Origin of the sequence: Moritella sp. 24 (assembly GCF_018219155.1) — a bacterium.
GTDB lineage: Bacteria > Pseudomonadota > Gammaproteobacteria > Enterobacterales > Moritellaceae > Moritella.
This window is the reverse complement of the sequence record NZ_CP056123.1, coordinates 1,849,577-1,868,863: the sequence shown is the minus strand read 5'-3', so window position 1 is coordinate 1,868,863 and position 19,287 is coordinate 1,849,577. Positions and strand designations below refer to the sequence as shown.

Below are 19,287 nucleotides of genomic sequence, written 5' to 3'. Positions count from 1 at the left end.
CGATCTGTCTACCTCCAATGATAGACAGGGTGGTCTACCTGTGTCAACATATTTAATAACAAGGAGTTATTCATGAATGAAAAAAAATTAGTCTTAATTCAAACAGCTTTACAACTGTTTTATGCGAATGGAGTTAACTCTGTTGGTATTAATGAAATATTGAAGCAGTCAGGTATTGCAAAGAAAACGCTATATAATCATTTCACTAGTAAAGATGAACTTGTATTAGCAACCCTGGAATACAGAAATGAATTATTTAAACAATGGCTTACACACACTATAAATAGCGAACCGTCTGGTGATAAATCCATACTTGCCATTTTTTACGGTTTGAATGATTGGTTTAATAATAGAGTCCCAGAACTTGGGGAGTTTAGAGGGTGTTTTTTTATAAATACAGCGGCCGAATACAGTGTATCTGACTCTCTAATACGTCAATGCTGCGCCTCACATAAAAGAGAAATTAGAGCATTAATACAAAGCCAAGTTAGTTCGTGTACAGACAATATTGAAGAAATTAAGCAACTTACAGACATTATTTTCATGATTAAAGAAGGTGCGATAGTGTCAGCCCTCGTCGAAGGAAACAACAACGCAGGAAAAACATGTATTCCAACGATAAAAACACTTCTTAATATGAGATGTTAAATCATGCACCTCCGTAATAGAATGCGCTAAAGCGATACACAGAATAAAAGGGATAAACAGTGATTGGAAAACATAAGTTAGAATTAGATACGCCATGTTTGGTTATCGACAAGAGTAAACTGATGAATAACATCAGCACCATGCAAGCATTCGCAGTTTCAAAGTCTAAACATGTTCGACCGCATGCTAAAACACACAAGTGTGTCGAAATATGCCAACTGCAACTTGATGCTGGCAGTATCGGCATATCAATCACAAAACCGACAGAAGCGTATGAGTTGGCAAGCGCAGGTATTCGTAACCTACTCATAACCTCTCCGATAGTCACGAAGCATAAGTTAGCTACCCTCGCGAACATCCTTACGCTTGCGCCAGAAACCATGATCGTGGTTGATGCTGAAGCAAACCTTACTCAACTAAACCAATTAGGCCGTGAATTAAACCTAAGCATTAACCTACTCGTCGATATCGACGCGGGTATTGGTCGAACAGGTGCATCGTTTGATACCGCCTTTGATTTAGCGTTATCGGTGCACAACAATGCGCATACGACGCTTAAAGGTATTCAATGCTATGCAGGTCATTTCCAACACATCCTTGGTAATGACGAAAGACAGCAAGCCTCTGCAACCTTATTGAATAAAGCTGGCGAATTAAAACAACAAATTGAAAACGCGACAGGCTTAGCTAATCTGATTCAATCAGGTTCGGGAACGGGTACCTATGAAATTGACAGTGACATTGCATCGGTTACCGAGATCCAACCCGGTTCGTACACGGTAATGGATAAAGAGTATTTTGATATCGAGTATAACAACGGTCACTTCCAGCCCGCAATGACACTACTAACCAGCGTTATCAGTGCGAATCACACAACGCATGTGACGGTTGATGCGGGTACAAAAGCAATTTATAAAGAAGCAACACATCCACAAATCATTAGCCATGATGGATTAAACTATGAGTGGCATTATTTTGGTGATGAACACGGTAAAGTATCAGGTGATAATCTACCCGCGTTAGGTGAGGTCATTGAAATGATTGTGCCGCACTGCGATCCAACCATTAACTTGCATGATAAATTCTACGTAGTTGAGAATGACATCGTTGTCGACATCTGGGATATCGCGCTACGCGGTAAATTAGCGTAATTCTAAAACGAATTTGGATAACACTGGTAAGATAAAAGCCTATCAGGTGTTATCCAGTTGAATCACTAACTAATCATTACTTAATATTCGTATGCGTGAAACACTGTCTGGTAACAGGCCCAAACTTTGCGTCTTGATAATCGTCTTCGACAAAACCAGCCGTTATATTGTTAGCTGCTGTGTAGTCAGTGAGAACATCACGCCAAAATTTTACAGCATGGTCAGTATTCGCAACTTGCTTAATTTCCCAACTGCCACCAAGGCGAGTGAACAACTCTGAAATGAAACGTTTGCCCACTTTATTTTTACGGAAATACGGCAAGATATAAAAATCACAGACTTCATAACAATCAGGCGCTTCATTCGCGATTGCGGTATGTCCAGCAGGAACACCATCAACATATAACAAATAACCTGATACGTTACCTTCGATAAGCGTATCTAAAGGTAATAAGCCATTTTCATCCGGTTTCTTCTGCATTATTTTTGAAAACTCAGCCTCAAAAGCTTGCGCCAAGTTCATATATACATGCTTATTACTACTATCAACTTTTACAATTTGCATCACAGCCTCTCATATCAAATGTATTTTCGCTAATATGGACAGTATACTCCCCAATAAAGGGAAGTAATACAGAATGTTATTCCACGTTAGAATAAATAGAGGTGCCGATTCTACTGGCTGAACCGCCTACTTTTACACTGCTGATTTTTGACCCGTTTAGCTCAACAGATGCAGTTAACATTGATGTGCATCCCATTGCCCGCCCCTGTTCGACAACATAGTGGCAATCTAAAGGAAGGTGTTCAGCGAAATAGCAAGCAAGCGCACCTGTAGCACTACCTGTTGCTGACTCTTCCGATATACCGACCAAGGGTGCAAAGTTACGACAGCTGGCTGTTAATGGACTCTCTGCATCACAAAGTTCAAATACATGAAAACCAACAACATCATGTGTACGACAAAAATCAGAAATAGCAATATCGTTCGGTATAATTGAATCCAAGTAGCCCATAGGTACTGGAATAATAAGGTCAGTGAGTCCTGTCGATATAATCTCAATAGGTAATCGAGTACTTGCTAAAATAGCGCTATCAATACCAATGACATCTGAAATTGCTTCATAGCTAAACTTACCCAGCTTCTGAGGCAATTGTAGATCCATGATCACATGACCAGTCGGCTCAACAACAACCGCGAGTAATCCGGCTTTGGTTTTTTGGATATAACCCCCCGCTGCCACAATTCCCTCTTGAAACAGCGTGGAAAATACAGCCAAGGTGGCATGACCACAAAAATCAACTTCACCGGTAGTGGTAAAAAATGAAACCTCAAAATCAGCCTCATCATCACGACAAACAAAAGCTGTTTCAGAATAACCAACAGCCTGAGCAATACTTAGTTTTTGTGCATCAGATAACATATCAGCATTTAAAACAACACCTGCAGGATTGCCACCAGCGCCATTTGACGTAAATGAATTAACCAGTATAACGTCTGTTTTCATTAAGATTCCTTTCTGTATTATTCAATAATATTAACTACGTATTAGTCGCGAATGCGCTATCAACAATGGCTTTACAGTGAATATCGGTGGTGGAAAATAAGGTGATACCTTGAACTTCAACCGTATTCAAAAGTAACGTGATTTCTGTGCAGCCCAATATTACGCCTTTAACATTCATCGACGCCATTTCTTCTATTACGGTTAAAAAGCCCTGCTTTGTTTTCGAGGTAAACTGGTTCAACACTAATTCAGAAATGATTTTGTCATGAATGTATTCCCTCGATGCTTTCTCTGGAACGACAACGTCGATACCATGAGACTGCAATTTGCTTTTGTAGAAGTCGCTTTCCATTGTTCGCTGAACGCCAATGAGCCCCACATAATCCAAGCCTGATTTTTGAATCGATTTTGCTGTTGCGTCACGTATATCAACAATCTCAATATCATAGGTTTTCTTAATGATATCCATGAAACGGTGAACGCCATTCGCACATAACGCAATTATTTCAGCGCCACCAGCAACTAAAACACCAACAGCATCAATAATCATTTTCTCACATGCTTTTTCGGTTGGGTCATTTTGTTGATGATACAGAAATTCACCTTCGTTAAGACTTTCAATCAGGATATGAGCACTCCAGTGCCCACCTACTTTTTCTACCGCATAACTATTGATTAAACGATAATACTCAAGTGTAGATACCCAGCCTAAACCACCTACTAACCCTATTTTTTTCAACTCAACAAATTCCTTTTAAAGTGTACTTGGCTAAATCAACAATATCTTTATCTGACATATGTTCAAAATCCATTTCAATTCCTTGTTAGTAATAACGATAAGAATCGCTTACGAAAGTGTGTTTACGACTAATGCTGAATCTAAATATGCACGAACACGTACGATTACCTGATCCTCAAACTCACAAACCCAGCAATAACGATTATTAAAATCAGTCCCTTTTTTTGTGGTTGAGTTAGCGACTAATTCGACCGATGCGGAATGTCCATCAGTGATACAAGAAAGTAATTTCAATGACAATGGCGACTCTAGAACTTCATTTAATTTTGAGATAGTGCCAGCAATAAAGTTTTGCTTAGAGGTATAGGTACCCGCTAAAGGATGACTTCCTGTGACTTCCCAAACAACATCATCGCTAACATGCACAAAGAAACCTTGGGGGTTACCATTTTCCAAATGTAAAAACATATCCATTATCGATTCATTCGTTACCATTATTTAATCTCTCCCTGTAAACATGTTTAATACCTATAACGCCTTGCCACGCACCAACGACCAGCTCCCAATATCATCCATGTGTTCATATTACCTTTGACATATTATAACCGGTGATCGCAAAGCCAACTTCTTGATATAACTTTAATGCTCTTTGATTATGGTAAGCCACTCTTAATTTTATTTGTGTAATACCAATCGATTTCAATTGAGATTCAAGGGCGTTAATTGCTAATGTGCCATAACCGTGATTACGACTATTAGCGAAAATGAAAAAATCATAAATGAATGTCGATTTCTCACTCTCCTTCACGGAATGCCATAAATAACCTACAAGGCTAGTATTCGGTTTAGAACCAAAATCAATGCACAATAACTCATGTTCATCCGTTTCAAGTCCATTCGGAAAACAACGCAACAGATCTTGCTTAGCTAATCCGATTGATTTATCTATTGAGTGACCATAATTTTTCGCAATTTCCTGACTATAATCGTCAATAAAATAATCACAATACGCAGGGTATTCACTTGCAGTCATTAAGCGAAGTTGGATCATGATTACATCATTCCCACATAACCCGGTGTTGATTTAATTCGTTCACACCAGCTTTGAATAGCAGGGTAATGATTTAAGTCAAAACCACCTTCGTCTGCAACATGTGTATACGCATAAAGTGAAATATCGGCAATGGTCATCCTATTACCCACTAAATAGTCTGACAGCTGTAATTGGGTTTCCATTAATTGAAGCGCTTTATTACCGCCAGATTGTAACGAATGATATTCGTCCACTCTTTCTTTCGGCATCCCTAAGTACTTTTGGATAAAGCGAGCGACAGCAATAAAGGGTTCATGACTGTATTGCTCAAAGAAAAGCCATTCATACACTTTAGCTTTTTCGTATTTATCTGTCGGCAGGAGGCTCGTATTCTCGGCAAAGTAACCCAAAATAGCATTAGACTCACAAAGGCACCTTCTATCGTCTAACTCTACTGCTGGAATCTTGCCATTTGGATTTTTAGATAGGAATTCATCAGTTTGCGTTTCACCATCCAAAATATTCACATGGATCCATTCATGCTCAATATTTAAAATAGACAGCAACAACTTCACTTTTAAGCAGTTTCCTGACTGTAGATCACCGTATACGTTCATTCAATTCCTCCTTGAAGGCTGTATTTCATAAATTAGTTTTTATATACAACCTGTTATTTCCTTTTAATATTAAAAATATAAGCTCAATTCAGGCTCACGTCCTTCAATATAATTCCCCGTCAACTTAAAACCTAAATCTTGATAAAATGTTAAAGGGCCAATCTCGTCTGTAATGACACTTGTTGTTATTTCCGTCGCATTAAATTGAGTTTTCAGCTCGCTAAGTAATAATTGAATGGACCGCTTACCTAATCCCTTTCCTTGATACTTAGCATCAATCATAAAGCGCCACAGGTAGTATTTATTATCTTGCGGGTTTACATCAACCATAACAAAGCCAACGGCTACGTCACCAAGATAAATCCCTTTAAACCAGGCATGTTTGCTAAATGAAGCCTCAGCTATAGATATCGCATTTGAATCGACATGATGTTCCTGTGTTGACTTAACAGAGAGCAAACAAACTTCATAAAAACTATCTTTGGTTAATCTTCTTAAATTTAAACTTTTATTGATAATATTCATAAGTACTCCAACTCCAAAATGTCCAATGTTATCGATCTAATCAATTGATACTGACGCTTCATTGAAATTCATCGCCCTGATTGTCTAGCGTTTTGTAACCGCATTCAGCGCAAACAACATATCGATCTATCAGTTCTAGAGATGCGAGAACGGGACTTGCAGTACCTGAAAAAAAACCGTCTAAAAATGCTTTAAACTGTTCTTTTTTACTTTTTCCATATTTCGATGGTTTCTGCTTCAGCATCTCCTTATGCTTGGTTTCTTTACCACATTTATCACAAAATCTGATGTCCATGATCACCACTCCAAACTACAAGCGTTAATGCCAGATACTAGATAACCATATTATTCATATTTAAAATGTGATGAACGGTATAAAGCTCGATTAACCACATGAAAAGTCGTATTTATTTCATCACTACGATGGTTTGAAACCCGTTGCTATTAGTTGATTCTTGTAATGTAAAACCAATATTTAATAAGTGCTTTTCAACCCACCCCGCAGACAGCCTAATTTTACGGTAACAACTCTTATTAAGTTTCCAGGTTTCATGGTCTTTTATGTACACAATGTCATGTATCTTAACCGTCTCAGGCTCATATTCTAAAAAACAGGTGAAGATAATATTCTCATCGCTTCTCACCGGAATAAACCTATCCGTATCTGTCAGTTCTTCAGATAGATCACGAAAAGTTAAAATCAGTTTCCCACCATCTTCAAGTGAATTGAATGACTCCTGAAATATTTTTAAAGCATCATCTTTCGATTTTAAATGTGTGATCGTATCTGTCATGCAAACAATCAATTCACAGTGAGTCGCAATATGATCGCTAAAATTTAAAATGTCATCTTTAATGACTGTTACTGAGTGCGCATCAGTATTTGACTTCAACTCATTCAATAACTTTTGGCTCAAGTCTATCGCAGTAACAGCAAAACCAAGTTCAGCCAAAGGTATCGACTGAAAGCCAGAACCGGCACCTAAATCAACAGCAACACCAGAAGATAAAGGCTTGATGTTCCTGCTATTAAAGAATGCGACATTACTCTTTTTAGCTTCATCAAACCCACCCATTAACCATGTATACACATCAGATAATAGGCTGTCATAATGTTCTTTAACACTGACCATTAGTCTTCCTCCATTTGCTATTTAAAGCCGATTTCATCTCTGATACCAACTCGGTTACCGTCTGGATCAACGATATTAATCACCGACCCCCAAGCATTTTTCACAATGTGCGCAGCAATGCCATAATCACAGACCGTCTTTAACGCCAGATCGATGTCTGCAACATTAAATCTCAACTTTGTGGCATTTTCAGTAATTGATTTTCCCGACGTATTCGCAACGCCCTCAGTTTCAATCATTAAATACGTTTCACCCAATGCCAAACAAGTAAGCTTAAAGTCGCCTTCAATTTTCGAAAACAAGATAGGTAAAGCAAATAAATCTTTGTAGAACGCAACACATTCGTCAAAATGTTCAACATTCAATATAATTCCGTGCCGTTGAATTTCCATAAATCCCTTTTTGTTTCCCTTGCCCCTCACACTTAAAAATCAATAACGTCGTTAGGCGGACTTCTTCGATAACATAGCTAAAAGACGTTTCTTGCTGGTCTTCAATACAAATGTTGATGCAAATTTCGATGCAAACAGTGCAACAAAAACAGCACCTAATATATCAAGCGGATAATGGATACCACCATACACTCGAGACATGCTACTAATAAGGCTCAGCACAAACAGGACAATACCCAGCACGCGAGTTTCTTTGTTAAGTAATAAGGTGATCGCGACAGAGAAAGTAAACGTGGCATGATCAGATGGGAATGAAGAATCTGGCGCATGTTCTATTAGTTGAACACCTAAGTTCTCTACAAAGGGACGCGGATTATAATAGAACATAGAAATGACGTTACTCGTTAACATCCCCAAAGCAACTGACATAACTGCGTTCAAACTGGCTTGTTTCTTTTCTATGTTCGAACTAAACCATAAATACAGTAATACCATGACGAAAAGGTAAGGCATCATGTCAACTGCAGTAATTAAAATACTATCCAGCATTTTACTCTTACCTGCATATTGGTTCACAAATAGAAAAGCTGATACGTTGAATTGTTCCATCAATTTAATCTTTATCCTGTTGAATGTTTATAGTACGCGTTAAGTCCATTTTTGTTGTGGTGCTTTATATGCAAACGTAATCGTAACGAATAGTTCGCCATACAGAATTACTGTACCAATTTGATATGTCATCAACATTACCAAATTATCTTTAAATTACAAAGTGATAACTAAAATAAGTGAGAATAATATATATCGCGTTGACTTAGGGAGTAAAGTTATAGGTTTACGGAGATATGCAACATAACGAGGGGCTTTATTCAATCAACAATTTCGACCTAAAATCATCACTAAATAACCATAAAAAGGGAGAAAAAAAGAAATGATGACATCCATTTTATCACCATGTATGTAAGCCATGATCATATTAACCGGAAAGTATCCCCCGAAAAATAAAATTAAAAACACAAATAAGCCAAGACGTTCAATAAACTTCGTCACAAATATATAATCCCTTAAAATACAGCTTAATACGCAGTGACCAATTGGCATAAAACCACGCATACGATAATTCATATATTTTGGATTCTATTGCAATTCCATTGCCATAAAAACTAGTAAAATTACTATAAATTTAAAATATGTTATATAAAAACTCATTATTAATAATGCGCTATTAGGGGGGAAAGGAATGAACTTTATGTCCATAGTGTAAAAATAGGCAGGGTCATTAATCTATATATTTTAAATGACTTGCAGTTGTTAATATGGAATATAAGTCATTAATAACGGGGGAACTGAAAGAAAGACGCTGCTTAGATAACTTAAACAGCATAAAAGTTAAATATATTACATCCGCTTCAAATCGTGTGCAGTTGTAATGTTCACTTTTGATTTTAGTTCGCTTGCTGACAGCGGTTTATCAAAAAAATAACCTTGAAAAAAATCTATATTGTTATCCCTACATTTATTAAAGGCATTTTCGGTTTCTATGCCTTCCGCAATCGTTATTGCACTAATGTCTTGTGCAACTTTAATCGCCTCTTTTAAATCCGAATCGCAGCCTGAATCGCACATATCAATAATTGATTTATCAATCTTTAAATAAGGCGGTCTTATTTTTAATGCTCTATATTCATTTGAATAATCAGCGCCATAATCATCAAGCGCAGTCAATATATTGAATTTTTCTAAAATATTCTTTCCATTAACTATATTTTCAATATCTCTTTCTTTGAATTCTGTTATCTCATAAATAATTTGATTGGGGTTCAATTTTAGTGATGTGATTTTATCTAAAAAATTCAATATTGCTTGTTCATTATTTGACAGTATTGCGAATGTGACAGGTGATACGTTTATAAAAAGGAGCTTATTGCTGAAATGAGACATCGCAAAATTGTGCGTGTGTATCTTTCCACAAATTAACGTTGAAATGACACTTTCCAAATCATTATCGTTTATATTTTTAAAATATTCGTATGGATTAACATTATTTCCTACAGAGTCTTTTATTCTAATTAGTCCCTCAAGCGCAACGATTCTTTTGCTACAATCAACGATAGGCTGAAATACACTGCTAAATTCAAGTCCATTAACAGTCGCAATCATTTCTCCTTTATCATTAATACTAACTAACCTCTGTATTAAATCATCTTGCATAGAATAAATTTTGGATAAATCCATTAGCCAAGCCTAATAATTAAAAAATATGACTGAATAGTAGCAAATATATGACCTTGAGTTGTAAGGGGGTGTAAGAATGAAAAGCAATAGTTAACCATGCTTAAAGATATTTAGGTGGGCGTTATAAGCAAACAAAAACGCTGCTTTAGATAACTAAAACAGCGTTGGGGTCTAGCTATATTACGGCAGCGTACTACTCGTCTTTATGACTACCGTTCTTGTCATTCAAATCCAAGAACTTCAGTGCCAATGCTAAAAGTAAAATAGAAATCGGTAAGATCAGAATTTCCCAGCTTAAATTATTCAAATTAATTAAGATCATTTCTAAAAACTTAACAAACAAAATAATAACGATCACTTCACCCAAAATATTCTTTAGATGGCCAATGTCAGGGGTTTTTATCCAGCTTAATACCGTTGGGATATTGTTTAGCTTCTTATCTGTAATAAATAGTGTGAATACACCATGGGCAAAAATGAAAAGTACCAAAGCGATTAAAAAGGTATCTAAACCCTTAATTAAATAGGCGGTGGCAATATCGGCGGAATCAAGGTGCGCTAATGTTTCATCTGGTACATAACCAAACGCAACTGCAGCCAGTGCATAATAACTTTTGATTGCACCAACAACAAACAATAGCAAAGAACCAAGTAACGAACAGATAATCGCTATCCAACTTATAAATCTGAAAATAAAGAATACATCCTTCATTCTTTTAACATTATGGTTTTTCATTTCTACTCCGATATATTGTTATAACAATCAGCTACCTTTTCTAATATAGAACAGCCTATAGATTGCGTTTTATGGCGGGCAATATATAGCGTTTTTTACTCATGAACAAGCCTAATTAACCTACTAATACAATTAATAAAATATCATAAATTGATGATTGCGTTATTTACTATCTAAATCGAAGTATAGGCGATAGTTGAAATCATAACTATTACAGGACAGTAATAGTTATTTGCAATTTTAGGGGATTATCAATATTTGAGACATAGATATAATGCCGCCATCAGATTTAGTTACACAAAATAGTAGAGCATATTATGTTAAGAATTGTTGTTGTAGGTGGTGGCGCAGCTGGCCTTGAATTAGTAACCCGATTAGGCCGTAATAAACGCCACGAAGTGGTACTTGTTGAGCCGTCTTCACATCATTTCTGGAAACCACGCTTACACGAGATCGCAGCAGGTACATTTGATGCGGAATTAGATGCTGTGAGCTATTTTCAACATGCCGAATGTAATGGCTATACTCATATTCAAGATGCAATGACAGGACTCGATCGCACAAACAAAACGATCAGTTTGCGTGGACTAAATAGCGACCTAACAACGTTGCAATACGATCACTTAGTCATGGCTGTTGGCGCGGTCAGTAACGATTTTAAAACTCCGGGTGTGAGTGAACACTGCTTGTTTTTAGATTCATCAGGACAAGCACAAAAAGCTTGGCAACACATTAAACAACAACTTAAAGCAACAGGTACACGTCGAATCTCGATTGTGGGCGCAGGAGCAACAGGTGTTGAATTAGCGGCTGAATTAGCAAAAGTAAGTAGTAAACTGCAAAGCTATAGACAAGCGTCTGAATTTGAGATTACTTTAATCGAAGCAGCAGACCGTACTTTACCGGGCGGGCCTGAGTGCATGTCTAAAAAAGTACAAGCGGCGCTTGAGAAGCAAGGTATTATCGTACGTACAGAAACGCGTATTCAACGTGCTGAAGCCGGTAAACTCGTCACCTCTGAAAACGAAGTTATTCCAGCAGACTTACAAATATGGGCAGCAGGAATCAAATGTGCAGAATGGTTAACAAAACTTGATGGGTTAGAAACAAATCGATTAAATCAGTTAATTGTTAAACCGACCCTGCAATCTAGCCTTGATGACAACATTTTTGTGATTGGTGATAACTCTCAATGTACGCAACCTGATGGTAGTTTTGTACCACCTCGTGCACAAGCCGCTAACCAAGCAGCTACGCACTTAGCAAAGCAGTTTAATCTCATGCTCAAAGGTAAACCATTACAGCCTTTTATTTATAATGATGGTGGTATGGTTGTCGCTGTAGGGCATGATAATGCCGTTGGTGCATTAATGAATAATAAGTTGGTCTTAAAGGGGCGTTTAATTCGTAATTTATACGATACGATATTCCGTTTACACCAACGTGTGCTCTTTAGTTGGGGACGTGTGACAGCACTTGTTATACTAAAACGGATCAAATGCATGCTTAACCCGTATTATAAAAGTTTTTAAGATAAATCGACTACGTTTGGCTCTGGTAATATTGACTCTGAACTGCCCATATACGTTAAGTATTGCGCCCACAACTCATGGGTACGTTGTTGGGTAAGCTTGGTTCGACAACTTAATATCATGACCACACGAACACTCCCGTCACGCCATACAGTAAACACCGAGTCACACTGGGATTTACTGTATGATTGCCATGCCGATTGTGCAATATTGATGGATTCAACAACCTGTGTATCCGCTGAGTATTGTGCGATGCTCTTATCAAGATAACGCTGCATTTCAGCTTCAGCCTTATCGAATTCAACTTTTGCACAATAGTTTTTTTCTAATGTATTAAACGCGTTATTGCAATCTATCGATGCTGCCACCGAGACAAAACTACAAACACTCAATATGAAGAATGTGATTACCTTTACCATTATAAAATCAGCCTAGATGTGAATAAGCTGACAATATAACGGTATCTGACAGTGAATCCAATTACTCAATACACTGGTTTGATTAGTTTGGTGTTTTTGCCTAATTGTTATTAATAAATATCACCGCTTAGTCATGTTAAGCTGGAATACGTACCCAACCTTCCATCAAAATACGCGCACTTCTGCTCATACTGGCTTTAGTGACAGTCCACTCCCCGTTCACTTTCGTCGCTTGAGCACCAACGCATAATGTCCCCGATGGATGACCAAAGTTAACGGCATCTCGCACACCACCGCCTGCAGCTAGATTCACCAATGTACCAGGAATTGCAGCCGCGGCACCAATAGCAACCGCAGCCGTACCCATCATGGCGTGATGTAATTTACCCATCGACAACGCCCGTACCGATAAATCAATGTCACTCGCAGCAATTTGTTTATCACTGGAAGACACATAATCAGCCGATTTAGCCACAAACGCGACCTTAGGTGTATGTTGACGCTGCACAGCTTCAGAGGTATCGGATATCAATCCCATCTGCACTGCGCCATAAGCACGAATAGTCTCAAACATGGCAAGTGCTTCAACATCATTGTTAATGTCTTCTTGCAGTTCTGCCCCTGTGTAACCAATATCTTCAGCATTAACAAAAATAGTAGGGATACCTGCGTTAATCATTGTGGCTTTTAAGTGTCCACCAGCAACAACAGATTGAGGTACGACTAAATCATCAATCAAATTGCCCGTAGGAAACATCGCTCCCTCACCATCTGCGGGTTCCATAAACTCAACGGGTACCTCCGCTGCGGGAAACGTTACCCCGTCTAGCTCAAAGTCACCGGTTTCTTGTACTAAACCATTAGTAATAGGCACATGAGCAATAATCGTTTTACTAATATTAGCTTGCCAAATACGCACAACTGCAACACCATTTTCTGGAATACGATTAACATCAACTAAGCCACTGTTAATCGCAAATGAGCCTACCGCGGCAGACAAGTTGCCACAATTACCGCTCCAGTCCACAAACGGTTTATCAATCGATACCTGACCAAACAGATAATCAACATCATGATCGGGTTTATCCGTTGCTGACACGATAACCGTCTTACTGGTACTGGACGTTGCCCCGCCCATACCATCTGTTTGTTTACCATAAGGATCTGGGCTACCAATGACACGTAACAACAATGCGTCTCGTGCAGAACCTGCAACTTGAGCAGCCTCGGGCAAGTCTTGAAGGCTAAAGAACACCCCCTTACTAGTGCCACCACGCATATATGTAGCTGGGATCCTAAGCTGTGGTAAAGAGTGTGCTGAATATTCCATGTTAGCTTTCGACATAAGTGGTTAGCTCCCACTCGATTCAAGGAAGTCTTGTGCAAAGCGTTGCAGTACACCACCAGCGCCATAAATAGACACTTCTTCTGCGGTATCTAATCTACACGTCACAGGCACATCAATCGTTTCACCATTTTTACGTGTGATAATAAGCGTCAATGTCGAACTAGGCGTTGGCTCACCAATCACGTCAAACGTTTCACTACCATCAATTTCGTAAGTTTTACGACTTTCACCCGCTTTAAATTCAAGAGGTAGTACGCCCATACCGACAAGGTTAGTACGATGAATGCGTTCAAACCCTTCAGCAACAATCGCTTCTACACCCGCTAAACGAACGCCTTTCGCCGCCCAATCCCGTGAAGAACCTTGACCATAATCCGCACCAGCTACAATAATCAACGGTTGCTTACGATCCATGTAGGTTTCAATCGCTTCCCACATGCGGGTTACTGTACCTTCAGGTTCAATTCGCGCTAATGAACCTTGTTTAACTTGTCCGTTTTCCAACACCATTTCATTGTTTAACTTTGGGTTTGCAAAGGTCGCACGCTGTGCCGTTAAGTGATCACCTCGGTGTGTTGCATACGAATTAAAATCAACTTCAGGAAGTCCCATTTTATCGAGATACGCGCCCGCAGCACTATCAAGCATAATAGCGTTAGAAGGAGATAGATGGTCGGTAGTAATATTGTCACCCAATACTGCTAATGGACGCATACCTTTAAGGCTACGCTCACCGGCTAATGCACCTTCCCAATAGGGAGGACGACGAATGTAAGTACTCATTTCACGCCAATCATAGAGCGGATCGTTTTGCTCGCCATAATCAACTGAAATATCAAACATAGGGTTATATACTTGCCTGAACTGCGCAGGTTTCACACTCGATTTAACAACAGCATCAATCTCTTCATCTGTCGGCCAAATATCTTTCAGCGTTATCGCATTACCTGCGTGATCGAAACCAAGGGTATCACGTTCAATATCAAAACGAATGGTACCAGCAATAGCATAGGCAACAACTAATGGGGGTGAAGCAATAAAGGCTTCATTAGCATGTGGATGAATACGACCATCGAAATTACGGTTACCGGACAACACAGCAGTCGCATACAAATCACGATCTAATATCTCTTGTTTAATAGCAGGATCAAGCGCACCACTCATACCATTACATGACGTACAGGCAAACGCGACAATACCAAAGCCAAGCTGTTCGAGTTCCGGTAATAGATCGGCTTCTTGTAAATACAATTGCACCGCTTTAGAACCCGGCGCAAGCGATGTTTTAACCCAAGGCTTACGGGTTAATCCAAGCTTATTAGCGTTACGGGCAATCAAACCTGCGGCAATCATATTACGGGGATTACTGGTATTGGTACAGCTTGTGATAGCAGCAATGATCACTGAACCGTCAGGCATTTCGCCCGCTACATTTTCAAATTTTCCACTGATACCACGTTGGGCTAGCTCAGATGTTGGCACACGGTTATGCGGATTTGAAGGACCTGCAATATTACGACACACACTCGATAAATCGAAAGTAAGCACACGTTCGTATTCAACCTTACTTAAGTCATCAGCCCATAGTCCTGTTTCTTTCGCGTAGGTTTCTACCAGCTTAACTTGATCATCTTCACGACCGGTTAATTTAAGGTAATCAATAGTCTGCTCATCAATTGAGAACAATGCAGCCGTCGCGCCATATTCAGGTGTCATATTAGAAATAGTCGCACGATCGCCTAACGTCAGATGCGAGACGCCTTCACCATAAAATTCTAAATAACTTGATACGACTTTCTGTGCACGTAAGAACTCAGTCAATGCTAATACTGTATCAGTTGCTGTCATGCCTGCTGGTGGTTTACCTGTTAGTTCAACACCAATAATGTCTGGCAAACGCATATATGAAGCACGACCCAGCATCACACTTTCCGCTTCCAGTCCTCCGACCCCAATAGCTATCACACCCAAAGCGTCAACCATAGGGGTGTGGCTATCCGTCCCCACTAAAGTATCAGGAAACGCCACACCATTTCGTGATTGGATCACCGGAGACATACGTTCTAAATTAATCTGGTGCAGAATACCGTTACCAGGGGGGATCACATCAATATTTTTAAACGCGGTTTTTGTCCAGTTAATAAAGTGAAAACGGTCATCGTTGCGTCGGTCTTCAATGGCTCGATTTTTTTCAAACGCATCAGGTTCGAAACCAGCATGTTCAACAGCCAATGAATGATCCACAATCAATTGCGTTGGTACAACAGGATTCACTTTTGATGGATCACCGCCTTTTTCCGCTATCGCATCACGTAAACCCGCTAAATCGACTAATGCGGTTTGGCCTAAAATATCATGACAAACAACACGAGCTGGAAACCAAGGAAAATCAAGATCGCGCTTACGTTCAATTAATTGCTTTAGCGAATTTTCTAATGCGTCGGGTTCACAGCGACGCACCAAATTCTCAGCAAATACACGCGAGGTATAGGGTAATGTTGCATAGGCACCGGGTTGAATTTCATCAACTGCTGCACGGGTGTCAAAATAGTCTAGCTCACTGCCGGGTAAAGGTTTTCGATAGTTAATGTTCATCACTTAATCCATTAAATTGGTGGGGCTTGAGGTTAAAACACAGTCGGTATGCTTTACTCTTCCCTCTTTTAATCAAAACTAACATCATGACTTGCTTGGATCTGAACGAACACAAGCAAGTCACTCAATACATCGTCATTCATCTTGATATGAATGGTTTTACGGTTATTTATCTTTGTTCGATTGGTGTGACGGTTCTAGGTTCTGCACCAATATAATCTGCACTTGGGCGAATGATACGGTTATTGCTACGTTGTTCCATTACGTGTGCAGCCCAACCCGTTAAACGCGAACAAACAAAGATAGGTGTAAATAATTTGGTTGGAATCCCCATGAAATGATAAGCAGAGGCATGGAAAAAATCAGCATTACAGAATAACTTTTTGCTGTCCCACATGAACTCTTCACACGCGACTGAAATATCGTATAACGACGTATCGCCGTGTTCATGCGCCAGTTTTTCAGACCATTTTTTGATAATTACATTACGCGGATCGGAAGTACGGTAAATCGCATGGCCAAAGCCCATGATTTTTTCTTTACGTTCAAGCATGCCTGCCATTTGTATTTTCGCATCTGCTGGGGATGTGAACTTCTGGATCATATCCATCGCAGCTTCGTTAGCGCCACCGTGTAATGGTCCACGCAAGGTACCTATCGCACCAGTAACACACGAGAACATATCCGATAAGGTTGATGCACACACACGCGCAGTAAAGGTTGAGGCATTAAACTCATGCTCGGCATAAAGGATCAGCGATACATCCATTACTCGACGATGCTGTTCTGATGGCGATTCACCACGTAACAATTTAAGGAAGTGACCAGCCAGTGAATCTTCATCCGTTGTACAGTCAATCTCGACCCCATCATGAGAATAACGATACCAGTAACACATGATTGCAGGAAATGCCGCCAATAAGCGATTAGCCGCTTTATTTTGAACTGAGAAGTCAGCTTCAGGTTCAATATTCCCTAAAAATGAACAGCCCGTTCGCATGACATCCATTGGATGCGCGTCAGCTGGAATATGTTGTAGTACTTCTTTCAGTGATTGGGGTAAATCACGTAGAGTATTCAATTCAGCTTTGTATGTTTCAAGCTGATCAAGTGTAGGTAATTCACCGTTAAACAGTAAATAAGCCACTTCTTCGAATGTAGCGTGTTCAGCAAGATCAGCGATGTCATAACCGCAATACGTTAAGCCACTGCCAGATTTACCAACCGTGCATAATTTTGTGTCACCCGCGCTTTGACCACGTAAGCCTGCGCCTGATAATTTTTTATCTGTCATAATTATTCCCTTAATTAATTTCAAACTGTTAATAGCAAGTCGATACCCAAGTTACTTCAAGATGCTGTATCAGAGACGATCAGGGATATCAGAACAAGGCGCAATATGTAGAGAATGGTTATTCCATTTTCAAATATTGTAACGCTGTACTGTTATTCCTGCTCGCCTCCCGTAGGGCAAGCCGAACGAAGGCACCTTCGGCGTTATGACGTCTTGATTTAAAATAACTAAATCCTCGACCTCATGCCTTGAATATACCCTCCATTCGGCTTGCTGATTATGCATATTGAAGTAGCTTGAGTATGCATACTAAAACCTATAACCCTGCAACATCCTGCTTGCTATTATTCGTTCAACTTTTGAATTTGATTTCACATCACTTTAATCATAGCTGTTATTTATTCTTGCCTTCCGAGAACAGCGTATCTAGCTTTTGCTCATAGTCGTGATAACCAAGGTAATCATAGAGATCCATGCGTGTTTGCATGTTATCAATCTCGGCTTTTTGATCACCATCTGTCAACAAGGTTTTATAAACCGACTCAGCCGCTTTATTCATTGCTCTGAATGCGGATAACGGATAGAGCACCATCGCACATCCCCACTCACCCAACTGTTCTTTATTCCATAATTCTGTTTGACCAAACTCAGTAATGTTCGCCAAAATAGGGACATCTAGCGCGTCCGCGAATGCTCTGTAATGCGCTTCTGTTTTCACCGCTTCTGCAAAAATACCGTCAGCACCCGCTGCAACATAAGCTTGCGCTCTCGCAATTGCAGCTTCTAAGCCTTCTTGTGCGAATGAATCGGTACGCGCCATAATGAAAAAATCAGCATCAGTACGTGCATCAACAGCGGCCTTGATACGGTCAACCATCTCTTCTGTCGATACAATTTCTTTATTCGGTCGATGGCCGCAACGCTTTTGTGCCACTTGATCTTCTAAATGCACCGCAGCAGCACCGGCTTTTTCCATATCTCGAATGGTTTTAGCGATATTAAATGCGCCACCCCACCCCGTATCAATGTCCACCAGCAGCGGTAAACTCGATGCAGCCGTTATACGTTGAACATCTGCGATCACATCGTTTAGTGAGGTCATACCAAGATCTGGTAAGCCATACGATGCATTCGCAACCCCCCCGCCTGATAAATAAATAGCCTGATGCCCCAATTGTTCAGCCATCATTGCGCAATAGGCATTGATAGTGCCGACAACTTGTAAGGGATTATTGTTGGCTAAAGCTAAACGAAATTTAGCGCCTGGTGATAAACGTTGAGACGAAGATGGTTTTGTAGACATTATATTTCTCTCCTTGAACTTGTGCTGTGTCTGTTTTCATACGGTTACTTTCTTGAGTTTTATTATCTGCTTATTACCT

General features: G+C 39.5%; 21 protein-coding genes. 3 read left to right on the top strand and 18 right to left on the bottom strand.

Annotated elements, in window-relative coordinates:
* Window positions 1–72: 72 nt before the first annotated feature.
* Together HWV00_RS08455 and HWV00_RS08450 are read left to right on the top strand one after the other, a co-directional pair.
* On the top strand, window positions 73–648 hold the full coding sequence (locus HWV00_RS08455) for a TetR/AcrR family transcriptional regulator (RefSeq protein WP_211685654.1): 576 nt from the start codon (window positions 73–75) through the stop codon (window positions 646–648).
* 59 nt (window positions 649–707) lie between these two features.
* The gene (locus HWV00_RS08450; RefSeq protein WP_211685653.1) at window positions 708–1,799 is read left to right on the top strand and encodes a DSD1 family PLP-dependent enzyme; all 1,092 of its coding nucleotides are present in this window, start codon (window positions 708–710) and stop codon (window positions 1,797–1,799) included.
* Window positions 1,800–1,875: 76 nt separating this feature from the next.
* Here the strand turns inward: HWV00_RS08450 and HWV00_RS08445 are convergent, their stop codons facing one another.
* The 13 genes from HWV00_RS08445 to HWV00_RS08385 form a co-directional block, all read right to left on the bottom strand.
* On the bottom strand, window positions 1,876–2,364 hold the full coding sequence (locus HWV00_RS08445) for a GNAT family N-acetyltransferase (RefSeq protein ID WP_211685652.1): 489 nt from the start codon (window positions 2,362–2,364) through the stop codon (window positions 1,876–1,878).
* Between the two features lie 76 nt (window positions 2,365–2,440).
* A complete protein-coding gene (locus tag HWV00_RS08440; RefSeq protein WP_211685651.1) occupies window positions 2,441–3,307 on the bottom strand; it encodes a PhzF family phenazine biosynthesis protein in 867 nt (288 codons plus the stop codon).
* A 34-nt stretch (window positions 3,308–3,341) separates the two neighbouring features.
* Window positions 3,342–4,046: an aspartate/glutamate racemase family protein gene (locus HWV00_RS08435; protein ID WP_211685650.1), complete on the bottom strand. Its 705-nt coding sequence runs from the start codon at window positions 4,044–4,046 to the stop codon at window positions 3,342–3,344.
* A gap of 108 nt (window positions 4,047–4,154) precedes the next feature.
* A complete protein-coding gene (locus HWV00_RS08430; RefSeq protein WP_211685649.1) occupies window positions 4,155–4,541 on the bottom strand; it encodes a nuclear transport factor 2 family protein in 387 nt (128 codons plus the stop codon).
* 85 nt (window positions 4,542–4,626) lie between these two features.
* Window positions 4,627–5,097: a GNAT family N-acetyltransferase gene (locus HWV00_RS08425; RefSeq protein ID WP_211685648.1), complete on the bottom strand. Its 471-nt coding sequence runs from the start codon at window positions 5,095–5,097 to the stop codon at window positions 4,627–4,629.
* A 2-nt stretch (window positions 5,098–5,099) separates the two neighbouring features.
* Complete coding sequence (locus tag HWV00_RS08420) at window positions 5,100–5,696, bottom strand: glutathione S-transferase family protein (protein ID WP_211685647.1); 597 nt, start codon at window positions 5,694–5,696, stop codon at window positions 5,100–5,102.
* A gap of 69 nt (window positions 5,697–5,765) precedes the next feature.
* Window positions 5,766–6,221, bottom strand: coding sequence for an N-acetyltransferase (locus HWV00_RS08415; protein WP_211685646.1), 456 nt, complete (start codon window positions 6,219–6,221; stop codon window positions 5,766–5,768).
* A gap of 58 nt (window positions 6,222–6,279) precedes the next feature.
* On the bottom strand, window positions 6,280–6,516 hold the full coding sequence (locus tag HWV00_RS08410; RefSeq protein WP_211685645.1) for a hypothetical protein: 237 nt from the start codon (window positions 6,514–6,516) through the stop codon (window positions 6,280–6,282).
* Between the two features lie 112 nt (window positions 6,517–6,628).
* Window positions 6,629–7,354 (bottom strand): bifunctional 2-polyprenyl-6-hydroxyphenol methylase/3-demethylubiquinol 3-O-methyltransferase UbiG, encoded by a 726-nt coding sequence (locus HWV00_RS08405; protein WP_211685644.1) that lies wholly within the window; start codon window positions 7,352–7,354, stop codon window positions 6,629–6,631.
* Window positions 7,355–7,371: 17 nt separating this feature from the next.
* Window positions 7,372–7,746: a glyoxalase/bleomycin resistance/dioxygenase family protein gene (locus HWV00_RS08400; RefSeq protein WP_211685643.1), complete on the bottom strand. Its 375-nt coding sequence runs from the start codon at window positions 7,744–7,746 to the stop codon at window positions 7,372–7,374.
* Window positions 7,747–7,797: 51 nt separating this feature from the next.
* Window positions 7,798–8,355, bottom strand: a complete 558-nt coding sequence (locus HWV00_RS08395; protein WP_211685642.1) for an undecaprenyl-diphosphatase — start codon at window positions 8,353–8,355, stop codon at window positions 7,798–7,800.
* A gap of 789 nt (window positions 8,356–9,144) precedes the next feature.
* Window positions 9,145–9,981 carry an EAL domain-containing protein gene (locus HWV00_RS08390; RefSeq protein ID WP_211685641.1) on the bottom strand — a complete coding sequence of 279 codons (837 nt, stop codon included), beginning with the start codon at window positions 9,979–9,981 and terminating at the stop codon, window positions 9,145–9,147.
* Window positions 9,982–10,174: 193 nt separating this feature from the next.
* The gene (locus HWV00_RS08385; RefSeq protein ID WP_211685640.1) at window positions 10,175–10,717 is read right to left on the bottom strand and encodes a YqhA family protein; all 543 of its coding nucleotides are present in this window, start codon (window positions 10,715–10,717) and stop codon (window positions 10,175–10,177) included.
* A 317-nt stretch (window positions 10,718–11,034) separates the two neighbouring features.
* On the opposite strand from HWV00_RS08385, the gene HWV00_RS08380 reads away from it, so the two are divergent.
* Window positions 11,035–12,249, top strand: coding sequence for an NAD(P)/FAD-dependent oxidoreductase (locus tag HWV00_RS08380; RefSeq protein ID WP_211685639.1), 1,215 nt, complete (start codon window positions 11,035–11,037; stop codon window positions 12,247–12,249).
* Here HWV00_RS08380 and HWV00_RS08375 read toward each other — a convergent pair.
* From HWV00_RS08375 to prpB, 5 genes are all read right to left on the bottom strand, one after another.
* Window positions 12,246–12,668 (bottom strand): lysozyme inhibitor LprI family protein, encoded by a 423-nt coding sequence (locus HWV00_RS08375; protein WP_211685638.1) that lies wholly within the window; start codon window positions 12,666–12,668, stop codon window positions 12,246–12,248. The genes HWV00_RS08380 and HWV00_RS08375 overlap by 4 nt on opposite strands.
* Before the next feature lie 136 nt (window positions 12,669–12,804).
* Window positions 12,805–14,013 (bottom strand): 2-methylaconitate cis-trans isomerase PrpF, encoded by a 1,209-nt coding sequence (gene prpF, locus HWV00_RS08370; protein WP_255554976.1) that lies wholly within the window; start codon window positions 14,011–14,013, stop codon window positions 12,805–12,807.
* Window positions 14,014–14,019: 6 nt separating this feature from the next.
* Window positions 14,020–16,611, bottom strand: a complete 2,592-nt coding sequence (acnD, locus tag HWV00_RS08365) for a Fe/S-dependent 2-methylisocitrate dehydratase AcnD (protein WP_211685637.1) — start codon at window positions 16,609–16,611, stop codon at window positions 14,020–14,022.
* A gap of 169 nt (window positions 16,612–16,780) precedes the next feature.
* Entirely contained in the window at window positions 16,781–17,905 is a 1,125-nt protein-coding gene (gene prpC, locus HWV00_RS08360; RefSeq protein WP_211685636.1) for a 2-methylcitrate synthase, read from the bottom strand.
* A 394-nt stretch (window positions 17,906–18,299) separates the two neighbouring features.
* Window positions 18,300–19,208: a methylisocitrate lyase gene (prpB, locus tag HWV00_RS08355; RefSeq protein ID WP_211685635.1), complete on the bottom strand. Its 909-nt coding sequence runs from the start codon at window positions 19,206–19,208 to the stop codon at window positions 18,300–18,302.
* Window positions 19,209–19,287 lie beyond the last annotated feature (79 nt).

Excerpts from the sequence above, each read along its gene's own strand:
- HWV00_RS08445 (WP_211685652.1), bottom strand. The coding sequence starts at position 2,364 with ATGCAAATTGTAAAAGTTGATAGTAGTAATAAGCATGTATATATGAAC.
- HWV00_RS08390 (WP_211685641.1), bottom strand. The coding sequence starts at position 9,981 with ATGGATTTATCCAAAATTTATTCTATGCAAGATGATTTAATACAGAGG.
- acnD (WP_211685637.1), bottom strand. The coding sequence starts at position 16,611 with ATGAACATTAACTATCGAAAACCTTTACCCGGCAGTGAGCTAGACTAT.
- HWV00_RS08425 (WP_211685648.1), bottom strand. The coding sequence starts at position 5,097 with ATGATCCAACTTCGCTTAATGACTGCAAGTGAATACCCTGCGTATTGT.
- HWV00_RS08405 (WP_211685644.1), bottom strand. The coding sequence starts at position 7,354 with ATGGTCAGTGTTAAAGAACATTATGACAGCCTATTATCTGATGTGTAT.
- HWV00_RS08400 (WP_211685643.1), bottom strand. The coding sequence starts at position 7,746 with ATGGAAATTCAACGGCACGGAATTATATTGAATGTTGAACATTTTGAC.
- HWV00_RS08420 (WP_211685647.1), bottom strand. The coding sequence starts at position 5,696 with ATGAACGTATACGGTGATCTACAGTCAGGAAACTGCTTAAAAGTGAAG.
- HWV00_RS08430 (WP_211685649.1), bottom strand. The coding sequence starts at position 4,541 with ATGGTAACGAATGAATCGATAATGGATATGTTTTTACATTTGGAAAAT.
- HWV00_RS08440 (WP_211685651.1), bottom strand. The coding sequence starts at position 3,307 with ATGAAAACAGACGTTATACTGGTTAATTCATTTACGTCAAATGGCGCT.
- prpF (WP_255554976.1), bottom strand. The coding sequence starts at position 14,013 with ATGTCGAAAGCTAACATGGAATATTCAGCACACTCTTTACCACAGCTT.
- HWV00_RS08385 (WP_211685640.1), bottom strand. The coding sequence starts at position 10,717 with ATGAAAAACCATAATGTTAAAAGAATGAAGGATGTATTCTTTATTTTC.
- HWV00_RS08410 (WP_211685645.1), bottom strand. The coding sequence starts at position 6,516 with ATGGACATCAGATTTTGTGATAAATGTGGTAAAGAAACCAAGCATAAG.
- prpB (WP_211685635.1), bottom strand. The coding sequence starts at position 19,208 with ATGTCTACAAAACCATCTTCGTCTCAACGTTTATCACCAGGCGCTAAA.
- HWV00_RS08375 (WP_211685638.1), bottom strand. The coding sequence starts at position 12,668 with ATGGTAAAGGTAATCACATTCTTCATATTGAGTGTTTGTAGTTTTGTC.
- prpC (WP_211685636.1), bottom strand. The coding sequence starts at position 17,905 with ATGACAGATAAAAAATTATCAGGCGCAGGCTTACGTGGTCAAAGCGCG.
- HWV00_RS08380 (WP_211685639.1), top strand. The coding sequence starts at position 11,035 with ATGTTAAGAATTGTTGTTGTAGGTGGTGGCGCAGCTGGCCTTGAATTA.
- HWV00_RS08455 (WP_211685654.1), top strand. The coding sequence starts at position 73 with ATGAATGAAAAAAAATTAGTCTTAATTCAAACAGCTTTACAACTGTTT.
- HWV00_RS08395 (WP_211685642.1), bottom strand. The coding sequence starts at position 8,355 with ATGGAACAATTCAACGTATCAGCTTTTCTATTTGTGAACCAATATGCA.
- HWV00_RS08415 (WP_211685646.1), bottom strand. The coding sequence starts at position 6,221 with ATGAATATTATCAATAAAAGTTTAAATTTAAGAAGATTAACCAAAGAT.